This is a genomic window from Paenibacillus sp. MER TA 81-3 (assembly GCF_023713585.1).
GTDB lineage: Bacteria > Bacillota > Bacilli > Paenibacillales > Paenibacillaceae > Paenibacillus_B > Paenibacillus_B profundus.
Genome location: NZ_JAMAWB010000031.1, coordinates 15,995 through 38,525, shown reverse-complemented (window position 1 = coordinate 38,525; position 22,531 = coordinate 15,995). Strand labels below are relative to the sequence as shown.

The 22,531-nt window shown below is 43.8% G+C and carries 21 protein-coding genes; 12 read left to right on the top strand and 9 right to left on the bottom strand.

Annotated features, from left to right (window positions below; all coding sequences use genetic code 11):
• Positions 1–157: 157 nt before the first annotated feature.
• From M3650_RS28720 to M3650_RS28700, 5 genes are all read right to left on the bottom strand, one after another.
• Positions 158–1,081 carry a DeoR/GlpR family DNA-binding transcription regulator gene (locus M3650_RS28720; RefSeq protein ID WP_251579607.1) on the bottom strand — a complete coding sequence of 308 codons (924 nt, stop codon included), beginning with the start codon at positions 1,079–1,081 and terminating at the stop codon, positions 158–160.
• The gene (locus M3650_RS28715) at positions 1,065–2,081 is read right to left on the bottom strand and encodes an ABC transporter ATP-binding protein (RefSeq protein ID WP_251579605.1); all 1,017 of its coding nucleotides are present in this window, start codon (positions 2,079–2,081) and stop codon (positions 1,065–1,067) included. The genes M3650_RS28720 and M3650_RS28715 overlap by 17 nt, the downstream gene beginning before the upstream one ends.
• Complete coding sequence (locus tag M3650_RS28710) at positions 2,081–2,938, bottom strand: ABC transporter permease (protein WP_251579604.1); 858 nt, start codon at positions 2,936–2,938, stop codon at positions 2,081–2,083. The genes M3650_RS28715 and M3650_RS28710 overlap by 1 nt, the downstream gene beginning before the upstream one ends.
• Positions 2,935–3,780 (bottom strand): ABC transporter permease, encoded by an 846-nt coding sequence (locus M3650_RS28705; RefSeq protein WP_233699213.1) that lies wholly within the window; start codon positions 3,778–3,780, stop codon positions 2,935–2,937. Before M3650_RS28705 ends, M3650_RS28710 begins: the two co-directional genes overlap by 4 nt.
• A 96-nt stretch (positions 3,781–3,876) precedes the next feature.
• A complete protein-coding gene (locus M3650_RS28700) occupies positions 3,877–4,971 on the bottom strand; it encodes an ABC transporter substrate-binding protein (protein WP_251579603.1) in 1,095 nt (364 codons plus the stop codon).
• A 206-nt stretch (positions 4,972–5,177) separates the two neighbouring features.
• Here M3650_RS28700 and M3650_RS28695 point away from each other — a divergent pair, with 206 nt between their 5' ends.
• The 8 genes from M3650_RS28695 (at position 5,178) to M3650_RS28660 (ending at position 13,192) form a co-directional block, all read left to right on the top strand.
• Complete coding sequence (locus tag M3650_RS28695; protein ID WP_251579602.1) at positions 5,178–5,900, top strand: response regulator transcription factor; 723 nt, start codon at positions 5,178–5,180, stop codon at positions 5,898–5,900.
• Entirely contained in the window at positions 5,890–6,906 is a 1,017-nt protein-coding gene (locus M3650_RS28690; protein WP_251579648.1) for a sensor histidine kinase, read from the top strand. Before M3650_RS28695 ends, M3650_RS28690 begins: the two co-directional genes overlap by 11 nt.
• Before the next feature lie 137 nt (positions 6,907–7,043).
• Entirely contained in the window at positions 7,044–7,964 is a 921-nt protein-coding gene (locus M3650_RS28685; protein WP_251579601.1) for an ABC transporter ATP-binding protein, read from the top strand.
• The gene (locus M3650_RS28680; protein WP_285848727.1) at positions 7,957–8,691 is read left to right on the top strand and encodes an ABC transporter permease; all 735 of its coding nucleotides are present in this window, start codon (positions 7,957–7,959) and stop codon (positions 8,689–8,691) included. Before M3650_RS28685 ends, M3650_RS28680 begins: the two co-directional genes overlap by 8 nt.
• Positions 8,692–8,746: 55 nt before the next feature.
• Complete coding sequence (locus tag M3650_RS28675) at positions 8,747–9,346, top strand: undecaprenyl-diphosphatase (RefSeq protein ID WP_251579600.1); 600 nt, start codon at positions 8,747–8,749, stop codon at positions 9,344–9,346.
• A 152-nt stretch (positions 9,347–9,498) separates the two neighbouring features.
• Positions 9,499–10,935 carry a spore germination protein gene (locus M3650_RS28670; protein WP_251579598.1) on the top strand — a complete coding sequence of 479 codons (1,437 nt, stop codon included), beginning with the start codon at positions 9,499–9,501 and terminating at the stop codon, positions 10,933–10,935.
• Between the two features lie 45 nt (positions 10,936–10,980).
• The gene (locus tag M3650_RS28665; RefSeq protein ID WP_251579597.1) at positions 10,981–12,084 is read left to right on the top strand and encodes a GerAB/ArcD/ProY family transporter; all 1,104 of its coding nucleotides are present in this window, start codon (positions 10,981–10,983) and stop codon (positions 12,082–12,084) included.
• On the top strand, positions 12,071–13,192 hold the full coding sequence (locus M3650_RS28660; protein ID WP_311295155.1) for a Ger(x)C family spore germination protein: 1,122 nt from the start codon (positions 12,071–12,073) through the stop codon (positions 13,190–13,192). Before M3650_RS28665 ends, M3650_RS28660 begins: the two co-directional genes overlap by 14 nt.
• 150 nt (positions 13,193–13,342) lie before the next feature.
• Here the strand turns inward: M3650_RS28660 and M3650_RS28655 are convergent, their stop codons facing one another.
• Together M3650_RS28655 and M3650_RS28650 are read right to left on the bottom strand one after the other, a co-directional pair.
• Complete coding sequence (locus tag M3650_RS28655) at positions 13,343–14,980, bottom strand: pyridoxal phosphate-dependent decarboxylase family protein (protein WP_251579593.1); 1,638 nt, start codon at positions 14,978–14,980, stop codon at positions 13,343–13,345.
• Positions 14,981–15,079: 99 nt separating this feature from the next.
• Positions 15,080–15,343: a hypothetical protein gene (locus M3650_RS28650; protein WP_251579591.1), complete on the bottom strand. Its 264-nt coding sequence runs from the start codon at positions 15,341–15,343 to the stop codon at positions 15,080–15,082.
• 725 nt (positions 15,344–16,068) lie between these two features.
• Here M3650_RS28650 and M3650_RS28645 point away from each other — a divergent pair.
• On the top strand, positions 16,069–17,931 hold the full coding sequence (locus M3650_RS28645; protein WP_251579642.1) for a bifunctional metallophosphatase/5'-nucleotidase: 1,863 nt from the start codon (positions 16,069–16,071) through the stop codon (positions 17,929–17,931).
• Between the two features lie 247 nt (positions 17,932–18,178).
• On the top strand, positions 18,179–19,195 hold the full coding sequence (locus M3650_RS28640; protein WP_251579589.1) for an ETX/MTX2 family pore-forming toxin: 1,017 nt from the start codon (positions 18,179–18,181) through the stop codon (positions 19,193–19,195).
• An 85-nt stretch (positions 19,196–19,280) separates the two neighbouring features.
• On the opposite strand, the gene M3650_RS28635 is transcribed toward M3650_RS28640, so the two are convergent.
• Positions 19,281–20,168, bottom strand: coding sequence for a helix-turn-helix domain-containing protein (locus M3650_RS28635; protein WP_251579587.1), 888 nt, complete (start codon positions 20,166–20,168; stop codon positions 19,281–19,283).
• 303 nt (positions 20,169–20,471) lie between these two features.
• On the opposite strand from M3650_RS28635, the gene M3650_RS28630 reads away from it, so the two are divergent.
• Positions 20,472–20,621 (top strand): hypothetical protein, encoded by a 150-nt coding sequence (locus M3650_RS28630; protein ID WP_251579585.1) that lies wholly within the window; start codon positions 20,472–20,474, stop codon positions 20,619–20,621.
• 101 nt (positions 20,622–20,722) lie between these two features.
• A complete protein-coding gene (locus M3650_RS28625; protein ID WP_483311798.1) occupies positions 20,723–21,763 on the top strand; it encodes an ETX/MTX2 family pore-forming toxin in 1,041 nt (346 codons plus the stop codon).
• Positions 21,764–21,914: 151 nt separating this feature from the next.
• Here the strand turns inward: M3650_RS28625 and M3650_RS28620 are convergent, their stop codons facing one another.
• Positions 21,915–22,505, bottom strand: a complete 591-nt coding sequence (locus tag M3650_RS28620) for an NAD(P)H oxidoreductase (protein ID WP_251579582.1) — start codon at positions 22,503–22,505, stop codon at positions 21,915–21,917.
• Positions 22,506–22,531: the final 26 nt, after the last annotated feature.

Here is a 22,531-nt window from a genome sequence, read left to right as displayed (position 1 = left end):
GGCCTTTTATTCCATGCTCCTTATGACTATTCTCCCCTTTGATCAGAAAGGATAACGTCGAGGATGAGGCCAAATAACGTGTGGTATGGTTACCGTGCCCTGGAGTGCTACTATACATGGTGTGGCGACAGTTCACTCGTATCATTCAGCGCTGTCACTAAGGTGCAGGGGCTCTCTGACGGAAGGGGAGAATGGAGCAACGGAGCGGACGAGGCCGAGCAGCTTCCATTCGGCGTGAAAAACGTGTAACGTTACTGCACTGCTGTTGCGACATTTCATAAAAGCACCCCATATGACAATAATGGCTTCTATGCTGTAATCCACCCGACATTGACGCCAGACCGTGCCCAATCCTCCGGCATCGGCGCATTGCATATAACGGCGGTGACTTTGTCCAGTTCGCAGATGCGGAAAAATTGCGTTTCCCCAGCTTCGATCGGTCTCCTAGCACGTACGCTTGGTCCGATTGTTGAATCATTAAGTTCGAGCATATCGATTTTTCCATGTCGTAATCGCTAATACCAGACGGCGTCATCCCGCCGCAGGAGATGAACGCTTTATCGAAGTGGAATCGCGCAAGCAATTCGCACGTCAAAGCGCCCGCTATCGATTTCTGTTCCGGATGTGTCACGCCTCCCAGCATAATCACTTTACTATCGAACCATTTGGCTTCCAGCCGTTCATTGAGCAGTTCTGCTGCAGGAATTGAATTCGTGACAATCGTTACACGAACGACGCCGCGGATTGCCCGGGCGAGCTCGACGGTCGTCGTGCCGACATCGATGACGATGGTATCGCCGTCTTGAATGAGCGTGGCGGCAGCTTCCCCTATTGCCGTCTTCGCCGTGTGTTCTATGGTGCTCTTCTTTTCGAAGCGGGGCTCCATCTTTACATGTGAATAGGCAACGGCACCGCCGTACACCCGCTTCAGCATTTGCTTCGCTTCCAACTCGTCCAAGTCACGGCGGATCGTCTCCTGCGTGACAGTTAACGCAGTGGCGAGGGACGCCACCTGAATTTTCCCATATCGTTGCAGCTGTTCTAAAATATGCTGTCTACGTTCATCAGGCAGTAGCATCATGAAGCGGAATCACGTCCTTCGGATGTAAATAGACGGTGGTAGAATCGCCGACGTTGGCCCAATCCGAAGCCCGGTGAATTTGGTCGACGACGACGTGTTGGCCCTGCACGTTCAATTCCATGCGCGTAATGTTGCCGAGCATCGTCACGCTGCTGACCGTGCCTGTGACGGCTATTCCGCCTTCAAGCGGCTGCGCGCAGAACGTTTCCGGACGAATCGCATATAACTTGCTGCCTGTATGCTCAACCTGCGGCGCGATGCGGCCGAGCGCTTCGGCGCTCCATACGTTATAGCTCCCGATGAAGCGCGCAACGAACTCGTTGCGAGGCTGCGTATATATGTCATGCGGAGCGCCATGTTGGGCGATATGTCCGGCATTCATAATGTAAATATGATCGCTTACCGCCATCGCTTCCTCTTGATCGTGCGTCACGAGCACGGTCGTCATATTCAATTCCCGCTGAATGGAGCGCAGCTGTTGCTGCAGGTTTTTGCGAATTTGCGCATCTAAGGCGCTGAGCGGTTCGTCAAGCAGCAGCACCTTCGGCTTCGTCACAAGCGAGCGGGCGAGCGCGACACGCTGTTGTTGGCCGCCTGACAGTTCGCGCGGAAATGCTCTTTCTTTGCCTTGCAGACCGGTGAGCTCGATCATCTCGCCGACTGCACGGCGGATGTCATCACGCGGCATCTTTTTCATTTCCAACCCGAAAGCGATATTATCGGTTACCGTCAAGTTCGGGAACAGCGCGTACGATTGAAATACCATGCCGATTTCCCGGCCTTTCGGCTCAATCGGGGTGACGTCCTTGCCGTCGATATGAATGGTGCCGCTGTCGAGTGCCGTCAAGCCGGATAAGATACGGAGCAGCGTACTTTTGCCGCAACCGCTGGGGCCGAGCAGGGTGACCAATTCCCCTTTTTTTATTTGCATATCGATGCTGTCGAGCACCTTCTGTTCTTGGAACGCCTTGCTTACTTGATTCATCTGCACGTAGCTCATTATGAAGCCTCCTTGCTCATCATCGCTTTAGTTGTAGGGATAGCAGCTTCAGCCACCGCAGCGCTTGGTTCCTTGTTCGGCTTGGATGTGCGTCCTGTCAGCTTCACAATCCATGCGCTGAGAATGGCCATGAGGATGAAGTATGTTACGGTAATGGCGCTTGCGATATGTCCGCTCGTATTCAATTTGGCGTATAAGTACAGCTGCATCGTTTCGAAGCGGCCACCGACAAGAATGTTGATGAGCACGAACTCGCCGAACAAGATGGAGAAGGAGAGCAGCGCCGACACGAGAATCCCTGGCATAATATTCGGAATGATAACGCGAATGAAAGCTTGCATGCGGCTCGCGCCGAGCAGTTCGGCAGCTTCCATCAGCGAGCCTGCCTGTACGGCACGCAAGCTGTTGCGTGTGCCTTGGTACATGAACGGAAGCATGCCGATGACATATGCGCCGAAGACGATGATAATCATCGAGAAGCCTTTGCCTGAGTAGGCCCGAATCAATCCGACCGCCATAATGACGCCTGGCACGGCGTAGGTGAGCATGGCAAGCGTTTGCACCCAGCGCTCCAGCTTCGGAGCATACAGCGAAATGGCGAATGTAGCCGGAACGATGACGACAACGGCGGCAATTGTAGCCGCACTGCTTAGCAGCAGCGAGCGTCCGAACGCCTGAATGAATCGTGTATCGCGGAACAGCTCGCCGAACCACTGCAGCGTCAGGCCTTCTGGCAATATCGTCTTGTTCCACGACGTGGCTAGCGAGTAGAGCAGGGTGGCGATAATGGGAATGAACAAGTAGATGAGCACTGCAGCAAAAGCAACCATCGGCAGCGAACGAGTCAATCGTGTCATAGCAGATCCCTCCGAACTTTACGCGTCAGCCATTCATTGACGAGCATGGCGGCCAGCAGCGTTAAGCCAAGCAGCACGCCTAAGGCGCTGCCCAACTCTGGACGAGCGAATATATCACCCGATACGAGCGCGCCGATGCGCACCGGCACGAGATTGTAGTTGCTGCCCGTCAACGCGTAAGCAGAAGCGTAGGCGCCCATCGCATTGGCGAACAAGATGCTGAACGTGCCTGCGATCCCTGGCAGCAATATCGGCAGTCCGATGCGTCTCCAGAATTGAAAAGGAGATGCGCCGAGCAGCGACGCGGCTTCTTTCCAATTATCCTGGATAGCGTAGTACATCGGGTACAGCAGCATAATTGCGAGCGGAAGCTGGAAGTACACGTAAATGACGGTCAGCCCCGACCACGAATACAAATCGAACGCCGCCGACATATCAATGCCGAATTGACGGAACAGCAAGGTGAACAAGCCGCTGTTGCCGAGCAGCACGATGAAGGCGAATGCTAGTGGAATGCCTGCGAAGTTCGAGGTCAAGTTCGTAATGACGAGCACGCGTTCCTGAATGTGCTTCGGGAAGCGGGTAATGGCGTACGTCGCGAACACTGCAGCTGCAATGCCAATTAAGCTCGACAATAAGGAAATGAGAATGCTGTTCTCGAATGCTTTCAAGTAATATGGATTCGTGAATATTTCTGTATATTGCGTCAACGTGAACGCGCCGCCGCCGTCTGGCTGGAAGCTTCCCGAGATCATCGTGAAGAGCGGAACGAACATGAATAACGCCACAAAAATGAATAACGGGATCACCGTGATGTACAGCATGCTGTTAAACCGTTTCATATACGTACTCCTTTCGGCTGTCGTCTGTCATGTGAACAAAAAGCGTCCCCTTACGGAGACGCCGATGAATGCTCCAACATGATAAAGATAAGCTTCTTATCGGACATGGATGAGCACCTGTTCTTGCCACAGCTGTGGAAGTTTTTTCGCCGTTTCTTCCCATGCTTTTAAATCTTTGACTGGCTTCGCATTTTTGTACATATCATCCGGAAGCAGCATTGCCTTGGCGTCGTCAGCCAGCTTCGCGTTCGCGCGGATTGGACGCGCATACCCGCGTGCCAAGTTCGATTGACCTTCATCGGACAAAATATGTTCGCGTGCCAGCATCGCAGCGTGTGGATGCTTCGCATATTTGTTGATGACGGTTGCGTAACCGCTAATGACCGAAGCTTCTTCCGGGATTACGACGTCGAAGCGGTTCTTGCCGATTTTGTCACGGTAGCCGAGCGCATTGAAATCCCAGAGGAAGCCGACTTCGACTTCACCCTTCTCCAGGTTCGCCAATCCGGCATCATTGGAAGCAAGGCGCTTGTTCTTCGCCAGTTCTGCGAAGAAATCGATGCCCGGTTGAATGTTCGTTTCGTCACCGCCGAAAGCATAAGCGGCAGCCAAGACGGCGAATTGCGCTTGGTTCGCCTTCATGACGTCGCCGACAGCGACTTTAAAGGTGCCGGTTTTAATGTCATCCCACGTTTTCGGCGGGTTCTTCACTTTGTTCTTATCTGTAATGAGGGACAGTGTGCCGGTATAGCCGAGCAGCCAGTGGCCTTCATCGTCTTTGGCCCAATTCGGAATGTCATTCCAGTACGAGGTTTTGTACGGGAGTGTCAGTCCTTTTTGCTGTGCCAGCGGACCGAACGCAATGCCGACATCTCCGATATCTGCGGTTGCATCATCTTGTTCCGATTCGAACTTCGCAAGCTCTTCGGCACTGGACATGTCTGTATCTGTATGTTTCAAGCCATATTTCGTTCCTAAATCGTTCCACGTTTGCACCCAGTTGGCCCAAGTGTCCGGCATGCCGACCGAATTGACTTCACCTTCTTGTTTTGCCTTTTCAACAATTTGATCCAAGGTCAGGTTGGAAGCATCGACTGCCTGGTTCGCAGCTTGTCCGGAAGAGCAGCCTGCGAGCAATAATGCGGAAGCAAGCACGGCTGCTGTCCATTTCATGAAACGATGTGTACGCATGTTCATGACTCCTTTTTCATTTAGTTTTCACTTTGTTTTTCATCCTTTTACGTGTCTAATCATAGATGAACAAAGTTAAACCAACATCAAGCGGAATATAATTTATTGTAAAGGGGGCGGTTATAGTTTGTGTCATGTGCAATTTAGTTCAGGATTAGTTAAACTAAATCTACAAGTTTGCCAATGAATAAGAAGCTGGTGAGAAGATGGAAGATATTCAAGTCCTTATAGCCGATGATGAAAAAGAAATTCGCGAGCTGTTGAAAACGTATTTAGAAAGAGAAATGTACAAGGTCGATATGGCGGTAAATGGAGAGGAAGCCCTTCGTCTATTTGATACGAATAAATATAACTTAATTATATTGGATCTGATGATGCCCAAGATCGATGGCATTGAGGTATGCAGAACACTTCGCAATAAAACCAATGTTCCGATCCTTATGCTCACAGCTAAGGACCAAGAGATTGATAAAATCTTAGGGCTGGGCATCGGGGCGGATGATTATATTACGAAGCCTTTTAGCGTTAATGAATTGGTTGCCAGAATCAAGGCTCATCTGAGGCGGTTTTTAATATTAGGCAGCGAGAGAAGTATAGGCAGTGCTCATGAGGACACGCTGATCCGGTACAAAGGCTTAACGATCGATTCGAAAAAGTATACTGTGACCAGAGCCGGAGAAGAGATTTTATTAACGGCAAAAGAATTTGAACTGCTAAAGTTTTTTGCTTCCCATCCGGAACAAGTATTTACGAAGATCCAAATCTTTCGCCAGGTGTGGGACAGCGAATACTTGGAAGATGACAATACCGTGATGGTGCATATCCGCAAGCTCAGAAAAAAAATCGAAGAAGACCCATCCGATCCGAAGTTGATCCAGACCTTGTGGGGAATCGGTTATAAGTTTGTAGGTGAGAAAGATGAAGCATGACAAGAGCATCTTTCTCCTCGTTGCGCAATTAGTAATCATGATAGCTCTTGTCATCATGGATGTCATGAATCAGCCCCATGGAATATTTCGTGGGGTTTTATTTACTGCGCTTTTTGTAATAACGGCAACCCTATTATCCATGAGGTTCCAATTCATGACGAAAGTAAAGGGCGCGGTTACAGCATTGAAACGTGCCATTGCTGGGAATGTGAACACCAGACTATTGGCGAATGACGAGCCTTTATTTAATGAGGTTATTTTCTCTATCAATGAGTTGATCGAGCAGTTAGACAAAGTCCAAGTCCAGACGATCAAATCCGAGGCGGCAAGAAAGAGTCTGTTGTCTAATATTTCCCATGATATTCGGACACCCCTCACATCGATTATCGGATATGTGGATGCCCTCAAGGATGATATCGCTGCTTCGAGAGAAGAAAGACAAGAATATGTTGGCATCATCTCCAAGAAGGCTAGCGCCTTAAAGGATTTGATTGATGAAATATTCCATTTGGCGAAGCTGGATGCAGATGAAGTTCCATTGCAGCCGGAAGTGCTTGATTTTGCGGAGATTACGCGGGAAGCAGTGATTGAATTTTTGCCTGAGCTGACTAAAGTCAATATGGAGCTTAACGCATCCATCCCCGAAGAGAAATGCTTGGTCACGGCAGATCGGCTAAGCTTGCTGCGAATAATAAACAATATCATAAAAAATGCGGTGCAGTATGGAAAAGATGGACGAGTATTGGGCATTGAACTGACAGAACACACGACAGTGTATCAACTGAGCATATGGGACAAGGGGGCAGGAATTCCGGAAGACGAATTGACCAAGGTATTCGAACGAATGTATCGTACCGATCGCTCAAGGAATCCTTTGTACGGCGGAAGCGGTCTGGGTCTTGCCATCGCAAAAGCGCTTGTCGAGAAAAACGGAGGGAGAATAGGGGCGGAAAGCGATCCGGGAGTGAAAACGTCGTTTAGCTTCACTATCCCTAAACAATTGTAAGAGAATATCCCAATGTCTCCTTATGAACGGGTCATGTTAAGAATTAATTAAGAACTGGTTAAGAGGCATTTAAAATCGCCTGCTTATCATGTAGTTATGAGCCGATGTAAAAGTCATGAAAAAGCAGGAGGTGCAGCATGAGCGCAATTATAAAAACGACCCATTTAACGAAAGCATATGGTACGCAGAAGGCCGTGGACAACCTTCACATGACCGTGGAGCAGGGGCAGATTTACGGCTTTCTTGGACAGAATGGCGCAGGCAAAACGACGACCATTCGCATGTTGCTAGGCTTAATCAAACCGACCCAAGGGCAGATCGAAATATTCGGAGAAAATATGCTAACCAAGCAAAAAGAGATTTTAAGGAGAGTGGGTTCCATTGTCGAGTTTTCAGGTTTTTATGAAAACCTGACGGCCCGGGAAAATCTGCTCATTAATGCCAAGCTCATGGGCGTCCATAAAAAAAATGCAATCGAAGAAGCTCTAGAAATCGTTGGGCTGCAGAATGAACCTGCCAAGTTAGTCGGCAAATATTCCTTGGGGATGAAGCAGAGACTGGGAATCGCCCGCGCTATTCTTCATCACCCGGAGCTGTTAATACTAGATGAGCCTACTAATGGCTTGGATCCGATCGGCATCAAGGAAATACGCAAACTCATCACATCTCTGGCCGAAGAAAGAAAGATAACGATTCTCATTTCGAGCCATATTTTATCCGAAGTCGAGCAGTTGGCCGATCAGATCGGGATTATTCATCAAGGGAAGCTGCTTGAAGAAATCTCTTTTGCGGAGCTGCGGACAAGGAACCGTAAATTTCTTGAGTTTCAAGTATCCAACGATAACAAAGCAGCAATGCTTCTGGAGCAGCATTTCGATATTTTTGACTATGAGGTTCATGACGATGGAAAAATCCGCGTGTACTCGCACATTGGCCAGCAAGGCAAGATTAACAAAATGCTCGTGGAGCATGACATCGAAGTATCAAGGATTGCGCTAAGTGAGGACAGATTGGAAGATTACTTCATCAAATTAATAGGAGGCGGGACGATTGGTTAATTTGGTGTATACAGAGCTTCTCAAGCTTAAGCGAGCCAAGATGTTCATGGTCAGCCTTATTGGAGCGGCAGCGGCCCCGTTAATGGTCTTTATCGGATATTTAGATTACAAAGCGAAAAAGCCCGATATGCCTGTTCTATTTAGCGAGGCATTTTCCCAGACCAATTTGTATGTGCTTCTTCTAATTGGAACACTGCTATATGGAGTCATTACGGCTTATCTGTTTAACCGTGAGTATGTGGAAGACACATTGAAAAATATGTTAACCATCCCTGTGTCAAAAATGAGCCTTATTGCAAGCAAGCTGGTGTTGCTATTCATTTGGATACTGGTATTAACTTTGGTGGCTTGGGGACTGACTTTCATTTTGGGATGGATAGGACAGTATGAAGGCTTGAATGCTGCCGTATTGTTACAATCACTGAAACAATTTCTCATCGGAGGCAGCCTGCTGTTTCTCTTGTCGACCCCAACTATATTTGTCACCTTTCTGTTCAAAAACTATGTTCCAACCATTATTTTTACGGCTGTTATTACGATGGGCAACGTGGCGCTTGCCAATCGGGAATATAAGGCTTTATATCCGTGGTCAGCCGTACATGTTATCGCGGACAACGGCTTTGTTCCCGAATATCCCCCGTTGTATTCGTATGCGGCGATTATTGCTACCGCTATCATTGGACTTATAGCAACCATTGTTTACTTTAAAAAGGCGGATATTCATTGAAGTTGATATCAGGGTAGTTCAATCATGAATTAGAAATGCGGGAGGAATTTTATAAGTGTCTTTTTCTCAGTATCATATAGATGTCTTTCGAGCGATTAATGATTTAGGCAAGCAGTTTGCTTCCCTTAACCCGGTGGCCGTCTTTGTGGCGGAATATATGCTGTATTTTTTAGTCTTGGGTATGCTTATATATTGGTTCACCCGCACGGGTAAAAACAGAATGATGGTCATACAAGCTGGGCTTGCCTTTGTTCTTGCTGAAATTCTCGGGAAAATGGCTGGTCAACTCTACACCCATCATCAGCCATTTGCGGAGCTGCCGCACGTCAACAAGCTGATTGAACATGCTATCGATAATTCATTTCCGAGTGACCATACGATTCTGTTTTTTTCAATCTGTGTGTCATTCTGGCTCGTTCGTAAAAAGGAAGGGTGGCTGTGGCTTGGGCTTGCATGCTGTGTAGCCGTCTCCCGGATTTGGGTAGGGGTCCATTATCCTGTAGATGTCGCTGCAGGAGCTATGTTAGGCATCGTTTCGGCCTTGTTCATATACTGGTCGGCGCCTAAGCTCGCACTCATCAAGCGATTGCTTGCTCTGTATGAAAAGGCGGAACAGCGCGTCCTGCCTGTGAACAACAAGTCCGATAGCTTTTGATAAGTTCATTTGGGCCTTGGAAAGAAGTGAGCACCCTTTGCTAATTCGTACACCGCTTTGGGCCGCTCTGGACAAAGGAATCAGCATATAATCACATTATTGGGGGAACCTATTTTCAATCCATAAATATGATTGAGGAGAGAACGGCCCCAATGGACAATGATAAGAATAAAACAAAAATATCCTCGATGAATGACAACAATTTGCCTATTGAGAATGACAACCACACGATCGAGAAATACTTGCATCATTCGTTCAAGCATACTCAAGACCTCACCGTTCAACGAATAGAGGAAAACGGCACGTCTGTCCTAATTGCTTATCTAGATACAATCGCCGATCATAATAAATTGCAACGGATCGTATTTCAGACCTTTTTAAAAATGCCGCTTAATGAAATAAACACCGGAAAGCAAACATGTGTAAATTATAAGGTATTGCGGGAAATGGCTGAGGCAAAGGAAGAGCTCCTTAAGGGTTCCTGTATCATTAGCATAGAAGGAACGAAACAATTGTACGCTATTAACATTGCCAATGATGTTATGCGTTCAATAGCGGAACCTGAAAATGAAAAAGTGGTGCAAGGCTCTCATGAAGGCTTCATTGAGACTCTCAGGCAAAATGTATATTTAATCCGTAAAACGCTTAAAAGCGACGATCTCATCATTCAATATGACAAAGTCGGAGATGAGGTTCAAACTGAAATAGCTTTGGTGTATTTAGAAAAGCATTCAAATAAACGGGTGATTAATGAAATCAAGAGAAGGCTCAAATCCAAACCAATAGACTGCGTTGTGAATATTGGACAATTGGAAGGACTAATTGAAGACTCCACACGTTCCCCTTTTCCTCAGATGTTAAATACAGAAAGGGTAGATCGAACGATAGCTCACCTTAATGAGGGGAAGATCATCATCTTTTTAGAAGGCTGTTCTACTTGCCTTATTGCGCCCGTTCATTTCTCGGCTTTCTTGCAATCGGCTGATGACTACAGCAGTCGATGGATCACCAGGCTCTTCATCAGTTCATTGCGATTCATGGGCATTTTTGTTGCTGTATTTTTACCTGCCTTTTATATAGCTGTCATTGCGTTTCATTTTGATGTATTGCCTGATGAACTTGTTATGCCCATTAAAAATTCTATAAATGAAATTCCGTTTCCGCCGTTAATTGAGGCCTTTATTATGGAGTTAACTATTGAACTAATTCGCGAAGCAGGTCTGAGATTGCCGCCGCGAATTGGACCAACTGTCAGTATTGTAGGCGGTTTAGTTATCGGAGATGCTATTGTAAGAGCTGGGTTAATCTCGACAACGATGATCATCGTTGTTGCGATTACAGCCATAGCTGCGTTTAGTATACCAACTCATGAAATGAGCGAAGCTGTTCGATTATTGCGTTTTCCGTTTATGCTTCTGGCTGCGTGTCTTGGGCTTGTTGGAATGGCATTTGGTGTAATTGCGGTATTAGGTCATTTATGTAAGCTGGAGTCTTTCGGCTCCCCTTATTTTACGCCATTTACTTTAAAGGATTTTAAAGACAAGATTATAGGGAAATATATAAAGAAGCTAATAAAAACGAATACGTAACGGTAATTTACATCGTGTTAGACTACAAATAAAGGATGAAGCTAATTGTTCGCAAGTAAAGATAACATTACTATCCAGCAAATGGTATACATTGTTATACAAGCACAAATTGGAGTTGGAATATTGTCGCTCCCTTATAATGTCGCTAAATATGCTGACCATGACAGTTGGATATCCACATTAATAGCAGGTGTACTCATGATCGGTGTTATTTTAGTCATGTGGATGCTCTGTAATCAATATCCGTGCTTAGTCATGTACGATATCTTTAAAAAGACCTCAGGTGAATTTTTGGGGAAAACCCTTATTGTGTGCTATGCAATATACTTCATGCTTCAAGGGAGTTATATACTTGCGAGATACGGTCATATCGTTGGAAGCTGGGTACTAGAACGTACTCCACATTGGATAATCATTTCGTTAATGGTAGCAGTCAGCGCGTATCTTGTAAAAGATACGTTGCAGAGTCTCGCGCGCTTCTATGTTCTGGTAACACCGCTATTGATTATTTTACTTTTTCTAAGCACATATTCCCTGAAGGATGCGAACTTCTTATATATCCTGCCCATAGGCAGTGCAGGCGCCTTGAATATTTTCAAAGGCTCTAAGGAAGCAATATTCTCGATGCTCGGTTTTGATTTTATTTTTTTTATATTTCCTTTTGTTAATGGAAGCAGCAAGCAAAAATTAAAAGCTGTAATTATGGCTCATATATTTGTCACTTTATTTTATACCTATTTAGTTTTTATAAGCCTTGTGTATTTCATGAGCCCGGCAGACATCAATCTTACACCAGAACCGTTTATTTATATGATTAAGGCTTACTCATTCCACGTCATTGAACGTATGGATTTGTTTTTCATTTCAATTTGGATTATTTCAGTCGCTACCTCTTTTATGTATCTTTTACTCCTATCTTCAAAAGGATTGGCTAACCTTTTCAAGTTAGAGCATACTCGCTTTTTACCCCTTATTTGCGTCATTACTCTCATTGTTTCCATTTGGTTTATGCATATAGACAAGCTTAATGTTATTAATAAATATCTCACCGCATGTCATTATGTGTTTCAATTATTCATTCCTGCTTTGTTGTTGGCTGTTTCATTTATCACAAAAAGAAGGGCAAGTGTAAGGCATGAAGCGAAATAAGTGTTTAATAATCATGTTAAGTTTCAGTCTGATAAGCACTGGGTGCTGGGATCAACATTTAATGAAGAATGTAACACTTATTCAGGCCCTGACGTATGACCTCACTAATAAGCAGCTTCTTTGCGTGGGTGCAGCGGCTCCCGTAATTGGAAATTTACATTCAAAGAATTCTTCCTCGAAAGGTGACATATTGGTTACTACTGCCAGAACACCCGGAGAAGCGAAAATAATTCTGAATCACATGGCTTCCGGTGTATTGGATACCGCAAAGAATAAATTATTATTGCTTGGAGAAGCCTTTGCTGCCCAAGATATATACCCCTTTCTCGATCTGCATTACCGCAACCCCCGCAATTCATTAAATGCAAGAGTGGCAGTAGTGAAGGATAAGGCATTGCCGCTTATCCAATTAAAAAATGACAGGGAAGAACATATAAGCAGATATTTATTGGATCTAATCCAGAGTGCAGAAGAAAGCTTGATTATTCCCGAGGAGAATATTCAATCCATTGCATCTGTTTTGCTTGATCCTGGAGAGGATATTACGTTGCCTTTTATCGTGGTAGAGGAAAACAAACATAAAGCGATCGTTAAAGGAATTGCATTATTTAATGATCGGAAGTATACCGGTTACCACCTGAATCATAATCAATCGACTCTCTACTTGTTGTTGAAAAAAGGAAGTCCGCAGCAAAATAGTTTCATCATAACTTTGGATAATGTAACTAAAAACTATCCGGAACGATTTGTTTCATTTACGGTTAAACATATAAAAAGAAAAATTAAGCTGCATAAATCCACACATAACCAAATTAACGTTTCCATTGATATGAATCTTAAACTGCAAATTACAGAGTATCCCAAAGGTGATGTCGAGAAAGATAGTTCCATATTAAAGGAAAAATTGAGTGCTAATCTGACAACGTTAACGGAGGAAGTCCTCAGTCATTTAAAAGAAAGCAACTGCGACGCGTTAGGAATTGGGCGTAAATTAATGGCTTTTCAGCCTGAGGTATGGAGTCAATTAAACAAGGAGGATTACTATAAAAAGGTTCATTTCAAGACATCCATCAATATCGATGGAATAAAATCTGGAATTGTAAAGTGACAAGATGTCTACACCGTCTTTCCGTCCTCCCCCCTTGTTGATTAAAAACAAAGCCGATAATCCTTAGCGTAGGAAAAATCGGCATTTTCTTTCCGAAAATTGTCTTAACACGGGATTTGGTGAACCATCTGGATTTCCGATTGCTAAATATCAGCGGATTGGTTTTTCTAAGAGACGATTCTCAATTACAATTTCTCCTGATATTACTTTCATTTCAAATTCGTAAATACACGATGCTAATTTACTTATAATCTCTCCGGTTTTATCCTCAGAAAATAAATACATGGGGTATAGTAAAAAAGCTATTTTCATTCTATCCTCTGGATTCACTTTAAATTCTGGCACAATACTAATTAGTGGAATTTCTCGTCCTTTATTAGTTTCGTTCCAACAATATTGAATGAACGTTTTGGCAATTTCACTCGGATCAAAATCGGAATAATGTAATCGAATTCGGTTAAATGAAATCGTAAAAACAATTTCCCAGCCGAGTGAAGCAGTATTAATAACAGACACACCACTTAGATTTTCTATTTCTTTTTTAAACAATAAACTTAATGTATGTAGTCGGACTAAATATTCTTGATAGCCCGTTTTCCCTAAACGATTCATTGCTACCCAGGCAGCAGCGATGCCGGTAGCTGGTCGAGAATTTTCAACGGTATATCGATAGGCACGAAAATTACCAAATTCATAGTCATTTTCTCCGTAAGTATATGTACCTTCATTCAAGCGATTAAAACATTCATCTGTTTTTGATATAAAAAAACTTGTTGAATAAGGACATAAACCATTTTTATGCATATCTACACCGAACGAGTCAAAATGAGAAACACCTTCCATTTTTTGTGCTGCTCGCTTAATTTTGAAACGGATTTCAGGATTTTCAACTCGTTGTTCCCATTCTTTTTCACTTAAGCCCATAAAATTAAACCACAGCCAACCGATAACACTATCTAGATGAAAATATGGGAAATACGTTTGGTTCGTTTCTTTAAAAACCTGCTCTACACATTGATAAACTTCAATTGTATCATCACAAGCAAAGTTAATTGTGGTTCCACCGCAACAAACAATGGCTGCAATACGCTTACCTCTAGCTAATTGCTCGTAAATAACCTGTTTTAATTTATCTATATCCATTCGCCAATCTTCTTTTGTTCCAATACGAATACATTGATTCGCTCCTAATCCAAGTATTGAACATACATGTTCAACACAATAGTGTGCTCCCTCATTTGTTAAAACAACGAGATCCTTTGGAATGCCTTCACGTCTTGACTCAGGAGCGATTTTTGAAATTGCTGATTTTATGGCATAAAAAAGTGTTAATTTTCCACCATTACAAGAAATTCCATACGATTGATCCCAGCCTACTAAACGACCAATGGCCCTTGTTATGCGTTGTTCAAATAATATGGTTTTTCCACCAAAAGCATCCATTAGACTATTTGAATTGTATAATTGCGTCATTGTTGTTGCAGCCACTGTATCCAGTAATGGTGATGGTACCATATTAAAGAGCGAATATGGTGATTGTGGTCGAATACTTCCTTCAAACATTTCAGAAAGACTTGTAAAGACCTCCTCTGTATTTATTCCTGTTTCAGGCATATAACTCTTTTCCAACTCTTTTTTATAAAGAAATGTATCTGAAGGGAATTTAGGGTTAAGATGATTATTGGCTTTAAGCTGTTTTTGAAGGAGGGCTGTCTTGTTTAATAACGTTTCTAAATTATCTTCTTGGGGATGTAAAAATTCTTTTTCTACAATTGTGTTTATTTTCATGTCTAATCCTCCATTATTACTACTCTGCTTCCATATTTGCGTCTAAAGGATAGCGTACATCGTTTTTTATATTGGGTTTGCATAAAGTTGATGTTAGGCTCAGCATTGGACACGAAGAACCGAGAGTGCGACAATAATATAGGAATCGCCGTCAAGCGGAATGCCTGTCATATCCCGGCTCAACAGATCCAGGTCGTGCTGCGTGAAGGAAGCGGTTACAATTTGGGGGTTGGGCGACGGCTCGGATTTCTCGGATGATGGCGCAACTGCCGACTCCGCAAATATAGGAGTCGAGAACAAGGAAATTGCCAGTGTCATGGAGCAGATTGTGGAGAACATAATCATTTTCATATTCGTTTTCATGCCAATGATACACTCCTTTGCATTCATATTCATTGTCATGGAGTATACGCCTGTTGCATGGGGATGTGTGTTCTCTCCCTGTAATGGCGCTTACCGGGATGAGAGGGGGGATTGCTCTGTGAGAAATGATGAACAGCAGCGAATGCGGGAGCCGCATAGTTCACCGGATAGTACCTCCCTTCCTCGCCTAGCTTACTGTTATAATGCTCTTGCTGTGTATCATTTTACTGAACAGTGATGGTATTTACAATAAGTAACTCAACTTTCGTAGCATGAAATCGACAGATATGCCTTGATGTAACTGGGCAGATGGACGCGGCTTTATTGTCGTGGCAGATGAAGTGCTAATGAAAGTCATCAAAAAGGTTCTCAGATTCGTATCCGGATTTTCCGAGAACCGATTGTTTCATCGGGATATGCACAATTGCATTTGAAGGAACTAACGTTTTGACAACTGATTATATAGTAAATCACAATTTGGAGTATACCGGCATAGTTGCTGCTGATCTCCCGGGAAAAGGAGTGATTGAAAATATGATTAGTGCTAATAAGAAATGATTTAAATAAGCAAATTGCCTCCCTATGCTTTAGCTTGAGCAATAACTTGACCGATATAAAACAATCTATATATAACTTTTGATTGACAAAAAGAATAAATATACTTATATTTGTTCAGGGTTATCATTCTATCAGTTTAAGGGAGGATGATTTTTTTGAAGTTTAAAATGAAAGCGTATTCATTGTTGGCAGCAGGTGCGTTGGGGATGCTGTTCTCGGCACCCGCCTTTGCCGATCCGCTCCATCCGGTGCAGCACAATGAGTGGATGCAGCAGAAACATATTATTACGGGCTATGAGCAAGGGGACTTGCGGCTGGATCGCCCGGTATCATTGGGAGAAACCGTCGCGCTGATTGCCAGAGGCACCGGAGAGACCATTCCGCAGCAGAATGGATACTGGGCACAGGGTTATCTGGACTGGGCTTCTGGCAAAGGAGCGATTACGGCGCAAGAGGGCGCTAATGACAGAGAGGCTCCTTCCGCCAAGCGTATTTCCGAAATTGCCCGGTCATTAGGCATCGAACTCGAGCTGCTTGACGGGCCCCATGTGACTCGCGAGCAATTGGTTGAGGCGCTGGGAGTTGCTCTCACGGAGCATATTACGATTGCCCATACGAATGATGTGCATGGTCACATTCAGGAAGACCAGCGTGGCCAAGAATTCGGATACGCCAAAATCGCTACGCTCGTCAAAGAATGGGAGCAGGAAAACAAAAACTTCCTATTGATGGACGCGGGAGACACGTTTCAGGGAACGATCTATACGAATCAGTTCAAAGGGGAGTCGATTCTTCCGATTTTGAATTCTCTTGGATATGCCGCAATGGCAGCCGGGAACCACGAATTCGATTACGGCTATGAGCAACTGTTGAAGCTGCGCGATCAGTTGAAGTATCCGATGATTAGCGCCAACGTCTTCCAGGCGGATGGCTCCAATCTGTTGGTGCCGACGTTCACGACTGAAGTTGGCGGTGAGACCTTTGCGTTTATTGGCTTCGTCGCGGAAGAGACGCCGATCGTTACGCATCCGAACAACGTGAAGGGCCTGTCGTTCAAAGATCCGGTAGACATTGCCAAGCAATTGGTGCCGGAGATGAAGAAAGAAGCCGATCATGTTATCGTCGTATCGCATATCGGAGTTGAAAAAGACCGGGAGATTGCGAAAAACGTAGCGGGAATCGACCTCATTATCGGCGGACATTCCCATACACCGCTTCGCACGCCAGAAGTCGTCAACGGCACCTATATTGTACAGGACTGGGAGTACGGCAAGTCGCTGGGACGCGTTGATCTCTACTATTATAATAAGGAGCTTGTCGGCTTCAGCGGCGGGCTGGTCGAGTACGACGAGAAGGTAAAGGCTGATGCGGAGATCGAGAAGCTCGTGCAAGAGGTCGTGACTAAGGTAGAGGAATCGATGAAGGACGTAATCGGCAAAACGGAAGTCAATCTAGACGGCGAGCGGACGCAGGTCCGCGCGATGGAGACCAATCTGGGCAACTTCGTTGCGGATGCGCTCATTGCCAAGACGAAGACGATCGCGGGATATGAAGCCGATGTGGCGCTAGTCAATGGCGGGGGAATCCGGGCCAGCAAGGTGGCGGGAGAAATTACGAAGAAGGATCTCTATTCCATTCTGCCATTCCCGAATACATTGACGATCGTGGAAGCGACCGGTGCGGATGTGAAGGCTGCGCTGGAAGTATCCGTCAAAGGGGCGGAGAAAGCCGATGATTTGCCAGGCTCTTTCCTGCAAGTGGGCGGATTGTCCTTCGTCTACGATGTGAAGAAGCCGGTTGGCGAGCGCGTGATGGAAGTAAAGATTGGCGGACAGCCGCTTGATCTGGCGAAAACATACAAGATTGCAACGAACGACTTCATTACGTCAGGCGGAGACGGCTACTCCATGCTGAAGAAGGATCGTGTGCTGGATACCGGCTATACCTTCTATGAATTGGTAGAGGAATACTTGATTAACAACAAGGTTATTCACCCGGCAGTAGAGAAGCGCATTGTCGAAGTAAAATAGTCCGGCGAACGGACGAAGAGCCTATATTGATGATAGAATCATAAGATAAATGTGTGGCAGCGAGCGCTCCCTGAACTGTGCAGGGGGCGCTCGTTTTTGCTTATCCCGGGTTTTTAACATGATTGAAACAGAATATAACAATCCTTATGCAATGAGGAAATAAATTCCGTGCTACCATAACATTAACCCGAATGAAAGGAGGATTATGAGGCGAAATCATCAGCACAATCAATCGGAGGGATACACAATGAGAAAACATTTTTTGAAAAATGGTCTTGTTATTGGGCTTTCTCTACTCACGCTTGGAACCATTTCGGTTCCGCCCCAGGCTTATGCCGAATCATTTATTGCCCAAGAAAAAAGCATCGGGATCGTGGATGTGAATGAAGTACTTAAAAAGGTGGGCACGTATTATTACAAAAATCATCTGGCAAACACGATTGCCAACCCTGAAAGTAATGGTTTTAGATACACGCTTCGGTCTAATCCAGATAGTGTTACACCCGTAATCGATCTATCTATTGATGCGAAAACTGAAAACATACACTATGATTCAACGCTGCCTGTATTTATAGGAGAAAACACATTTCCAAATAAAACGAATGAAGATCAAAGCTTCAACACTGTGAAATTCAGTAAAACGTATACGGAATCCAATTCAACCAGTATTTCCAACGGATTCAAAGTTGGTGGAGGCGGGGATCTCGGCAATAAATTCATCCTTCCGTTAATTTTAGAGGGTGCAGGCAAAATAAATCTGGAATACAATACAGCCAATACAGAAACACATACGACAAGTGAATCCTATACATTGGAAGTGCCTGCGCAACCAGTGAAAGTTCCCCCGCATAAAACGTATAAAACAGTTGTGGAGTTCAGCCAAAGAACTTATCGCGGAGATGTTGTATTTACAGGTCAAACGGGAAGCACTACGGCTAATCGCAGCGTAATCAAAGCGACTGGAGTATATACTGGCTGGATGGGCATGCAAGAGTCAAAGAAATTTGAATACAATGATTTTCTGGGGAGGCACTATGTCGGCCTGACATCCGCTCAGCAGCAAGAAATCAAAAATGCCGGAGTTCATATTACAACGAGCGGCTACGGATCTGCGGCTAATGCGTATTCTGCTGTTGAAGTAAGCGGGAAAGGTTCTTTCTCGGGCGTATATGGCGCCGAGTTAATCGTAACAACCTATGATGTGACGGATGAGAAGAATGCTCAGCTTGTAAATAAACGTACGGTTCCAATTGATATTGACTGATCATTCAACACAGCTCTACAGCCGTTTCTTTCTGTCTAAGAAGAAACGGCTATTTTTATGGACTCTTTTCAAATGTAAAAAGTCATTATTTTTTCAGTTCAAATTCTTTTATTTTATTTTCCACAAAATGTTTGGAGTTATACTGTTTTTTGAGCTTGAACAGCATAATGGCTTGTTCGAAATCTTCTAATGCCGATTCGAAATGGTTTAAAAAATAGTGATTTAAGCCTCTTTCGTAGCATAGTTCTCCAAAAAGGTAAAGAGAGTTATATTTTAAACACTGCTCGATTCCTTCATTGCAGCAGCGTATACAGTTGTGATAGTCATTATTTCTTGATAAGGAACGCGCAAACGCGTATATATTTTTAATGGGCAGCGTCCTGTCTTCTATATAATAATGTTTATGAATATGGCGGTACGTCCATTTTAAAATCCGCAACGCTTGGCGGTTTTGATTGGCTTCAGACAATAGAATGCCAATGCTATTAATAATCGTCAATTCCTGTTCGGAACAGAATTTTAAACATTTGCAAGTTTTTTTTAATGCTGTTTTCAACAACATAAAAGTCGTATTCAAATCTTTTTTTGAATAGTAAAGGGATATGGCTTTCGCCCATAAGAGGAATTGCTGATCTTCGGGAGCTTCGAAAAGATGGCTCTCATCTTCCAGTATCTTCAATACTTGTCCGTAATCATTTTCTTGTATAAAGGATTGGACAATAAATTTAATATTATTTTTGTAGTTTAAATTAGAGTCGTCTTGGATATCAAATAAACACTTTACATTCACTCTTAATTTTTTTGACAATAAGTATAAGATGAAGCCAGATGGAACCTCCCGGCCATTTTCAATGTTGCTGATATGAGGTTGCGTACAGATCCCCTTTGCCAGAGCCTGCTGACTTAATCCTTGTTTCAAGCGCAAATCCTTTATGATTTTCCCAATTTCAATTGCGTTTAACGTATAAACCATATAGTTCCCCTCTTCATATTTATACAATTTTACACTCATTTATCAGATGTTGGAGAAAACATGCTTGTCCTGCTGCGGTATTTCGATTCCTCCTTTTGTATTATTTTCGGAATTAACCGGCTTCATTTTAATGGCTTCGGTAAGGTTTTTTTGGATATCTGTATCGATTGACGTGGCATTCCTAACGGTTTTCACATTTTTGGAACACAATATAACTATCCTTATTTATAGATTGAGCTCCAATCATGTTATCGTTAAGTTGTAGTGGATATAACAAATAAATGTAAAAAGGGGGAGTTAGAAATGAAGAAAATGTCGAGTGTCTTTTTGATTTTCGCCTTATATTTTGGCTTTCAGCAAGTTGATTCGCCCAACACCGACTCATCACCAACGCCAGTAACAATGGAACGGAGTGATCATCATCTGATTGGCGGACATAGGAGCTTAAAATAAGCAGCGAAAATGGCACGGATGGATTAGAAATAAGGAGGACGCACAAATGCTTGGAAAAAACAAGAAAAAAAGTGAATGCTAGCGCTTTAGCATTAAGTTTGATGCCGGTAGGTGCTTTACCGGCCATTGCTGCTGATTTCGATACGAATCAGAGTAATGCCAGTTCATATTCCAGCGCGAGCCCTTATGCGGCAGAATCTTATATCGATACTGTCTATTTGAGAATGAAAGATAGGGATACCCAGTCCAAATTGACACACAAACCTATTAATATGCAACAACAAATATTGGACAGTTGGTTTTTAGCTAGATTCTGGATACTGAAAGACCAAAGCTCTCATCAAGCCAATCGTTTTATATCATGGTACAAAGCCAATCTTGCAAGTTCCAAAGGTTATGACAGTATCGCAGAACAAATGGGATTAAAAATTGAAGCTACAAATGACTTGGATGTATCTAATGTGAATTACACATCAAAAACGGGCGATACGATATATCGCGGTACTTCTGAATTGACGAACTTCACGTCAACAACTCAAAAAATGAAAACGGACAGTTTTCAAAAGGATTATACAAAATCTCAAGCTACTTCAGTAACGAACGGCATGCAGTTAGGGTTTAAAGTGGCCGCCAAAGGTGTTGTTGCTTTAGCAGGCGCCGATTTTGAAACAAGCGTTACTTATAATTTATCAACTACCAATACGGAAACCTTCACAGAATCGGATAAATATACGGTTCCTTCACAAGAAGTTTCGCTTCCAGCGGGGCATAAAGCTATCGTAACTCACGATTTGAGAAAGATGGTATACTCAGGAACACATGACCTAAAGGGAGACTTGAAAGTAACCTTCATTGACAAAACTTTGGTTCAAAAGTTCTACTATCCTAACTATAAAGAAATTACTTTGAATGATGCACGTAATACAATCAATGCTATAAGTAAATGGAATGGATGGAAGGATATTGATTTGTATCAATTAATGGGATACAACAATTATTTGAAGAATGGAACTACTTTATATATAGATACCCCAGCACAGTTCACCTTTAATGGCGCCACACCTTATTATAGAGCAACCTTCAAAGAATATGATAAGAACGGCAATTTGGTTCAAAACAGAGCACTAATGGAAACCTATTAAGATAAGTTGAATAAAACAAAAATGGTGGGGGTATCGATCGCCAGGTCACCTCGAACGATACCCCCATCCGTATTTTTTTGTTGTCAACCTTGACAGGCTTCTTAGAAGCCTGGTCGGCACCAAGATTTTAACATGTCATGTTCAGATGTACTTAAAAAGTGTGCCCAATTCGGTACGCCTCGTTCAATAGAGCGGCAAAATGAGCCTCGTTCTTCTCTTGCTGGCCTTCAGCGAATTCCCCGATCGTATTGTACATAAAGTGGACGTTGGAATCTTGAACGCCGGTATATCCCGCCAATCCGACGTTGAGGTGCTGCTGCACCAGCAAATGATACTCCCGCTTTTCGAATTTGGCCTGAGTCTCGCCAACCAAGGCGATCCATCTTATTTTTTGAACGGGCAATTTGGCTGGACCATATGCAAAGCCATAGTTCCACACCCGAGCAAAATATCCTTTCAAGATGGCAGGAACGCTGTACCACCATATAGGGAAAATAAAGGCCAACGCATCGCTTGCTCGGATTCGATCCATTTCGCGCAGCACTTCGTCCGAATATGCTTTGCTCGGATTATTCCAGTCAGGCTCGTCTTGCGGGTACAATAGCGGATTGAATCCTTCGGCATACAAATCGGCGATTTCGTATTCATGTCCAGCCTCGATCAATCCTTCAGTGAAGCGCTTCGTCATGCTCGACGTGAGTGAATCTGTTCTGGGATGGGCAACGACTACAAGTATTTTCATTAGGCTTCCTCCAATTTCATCTGAGA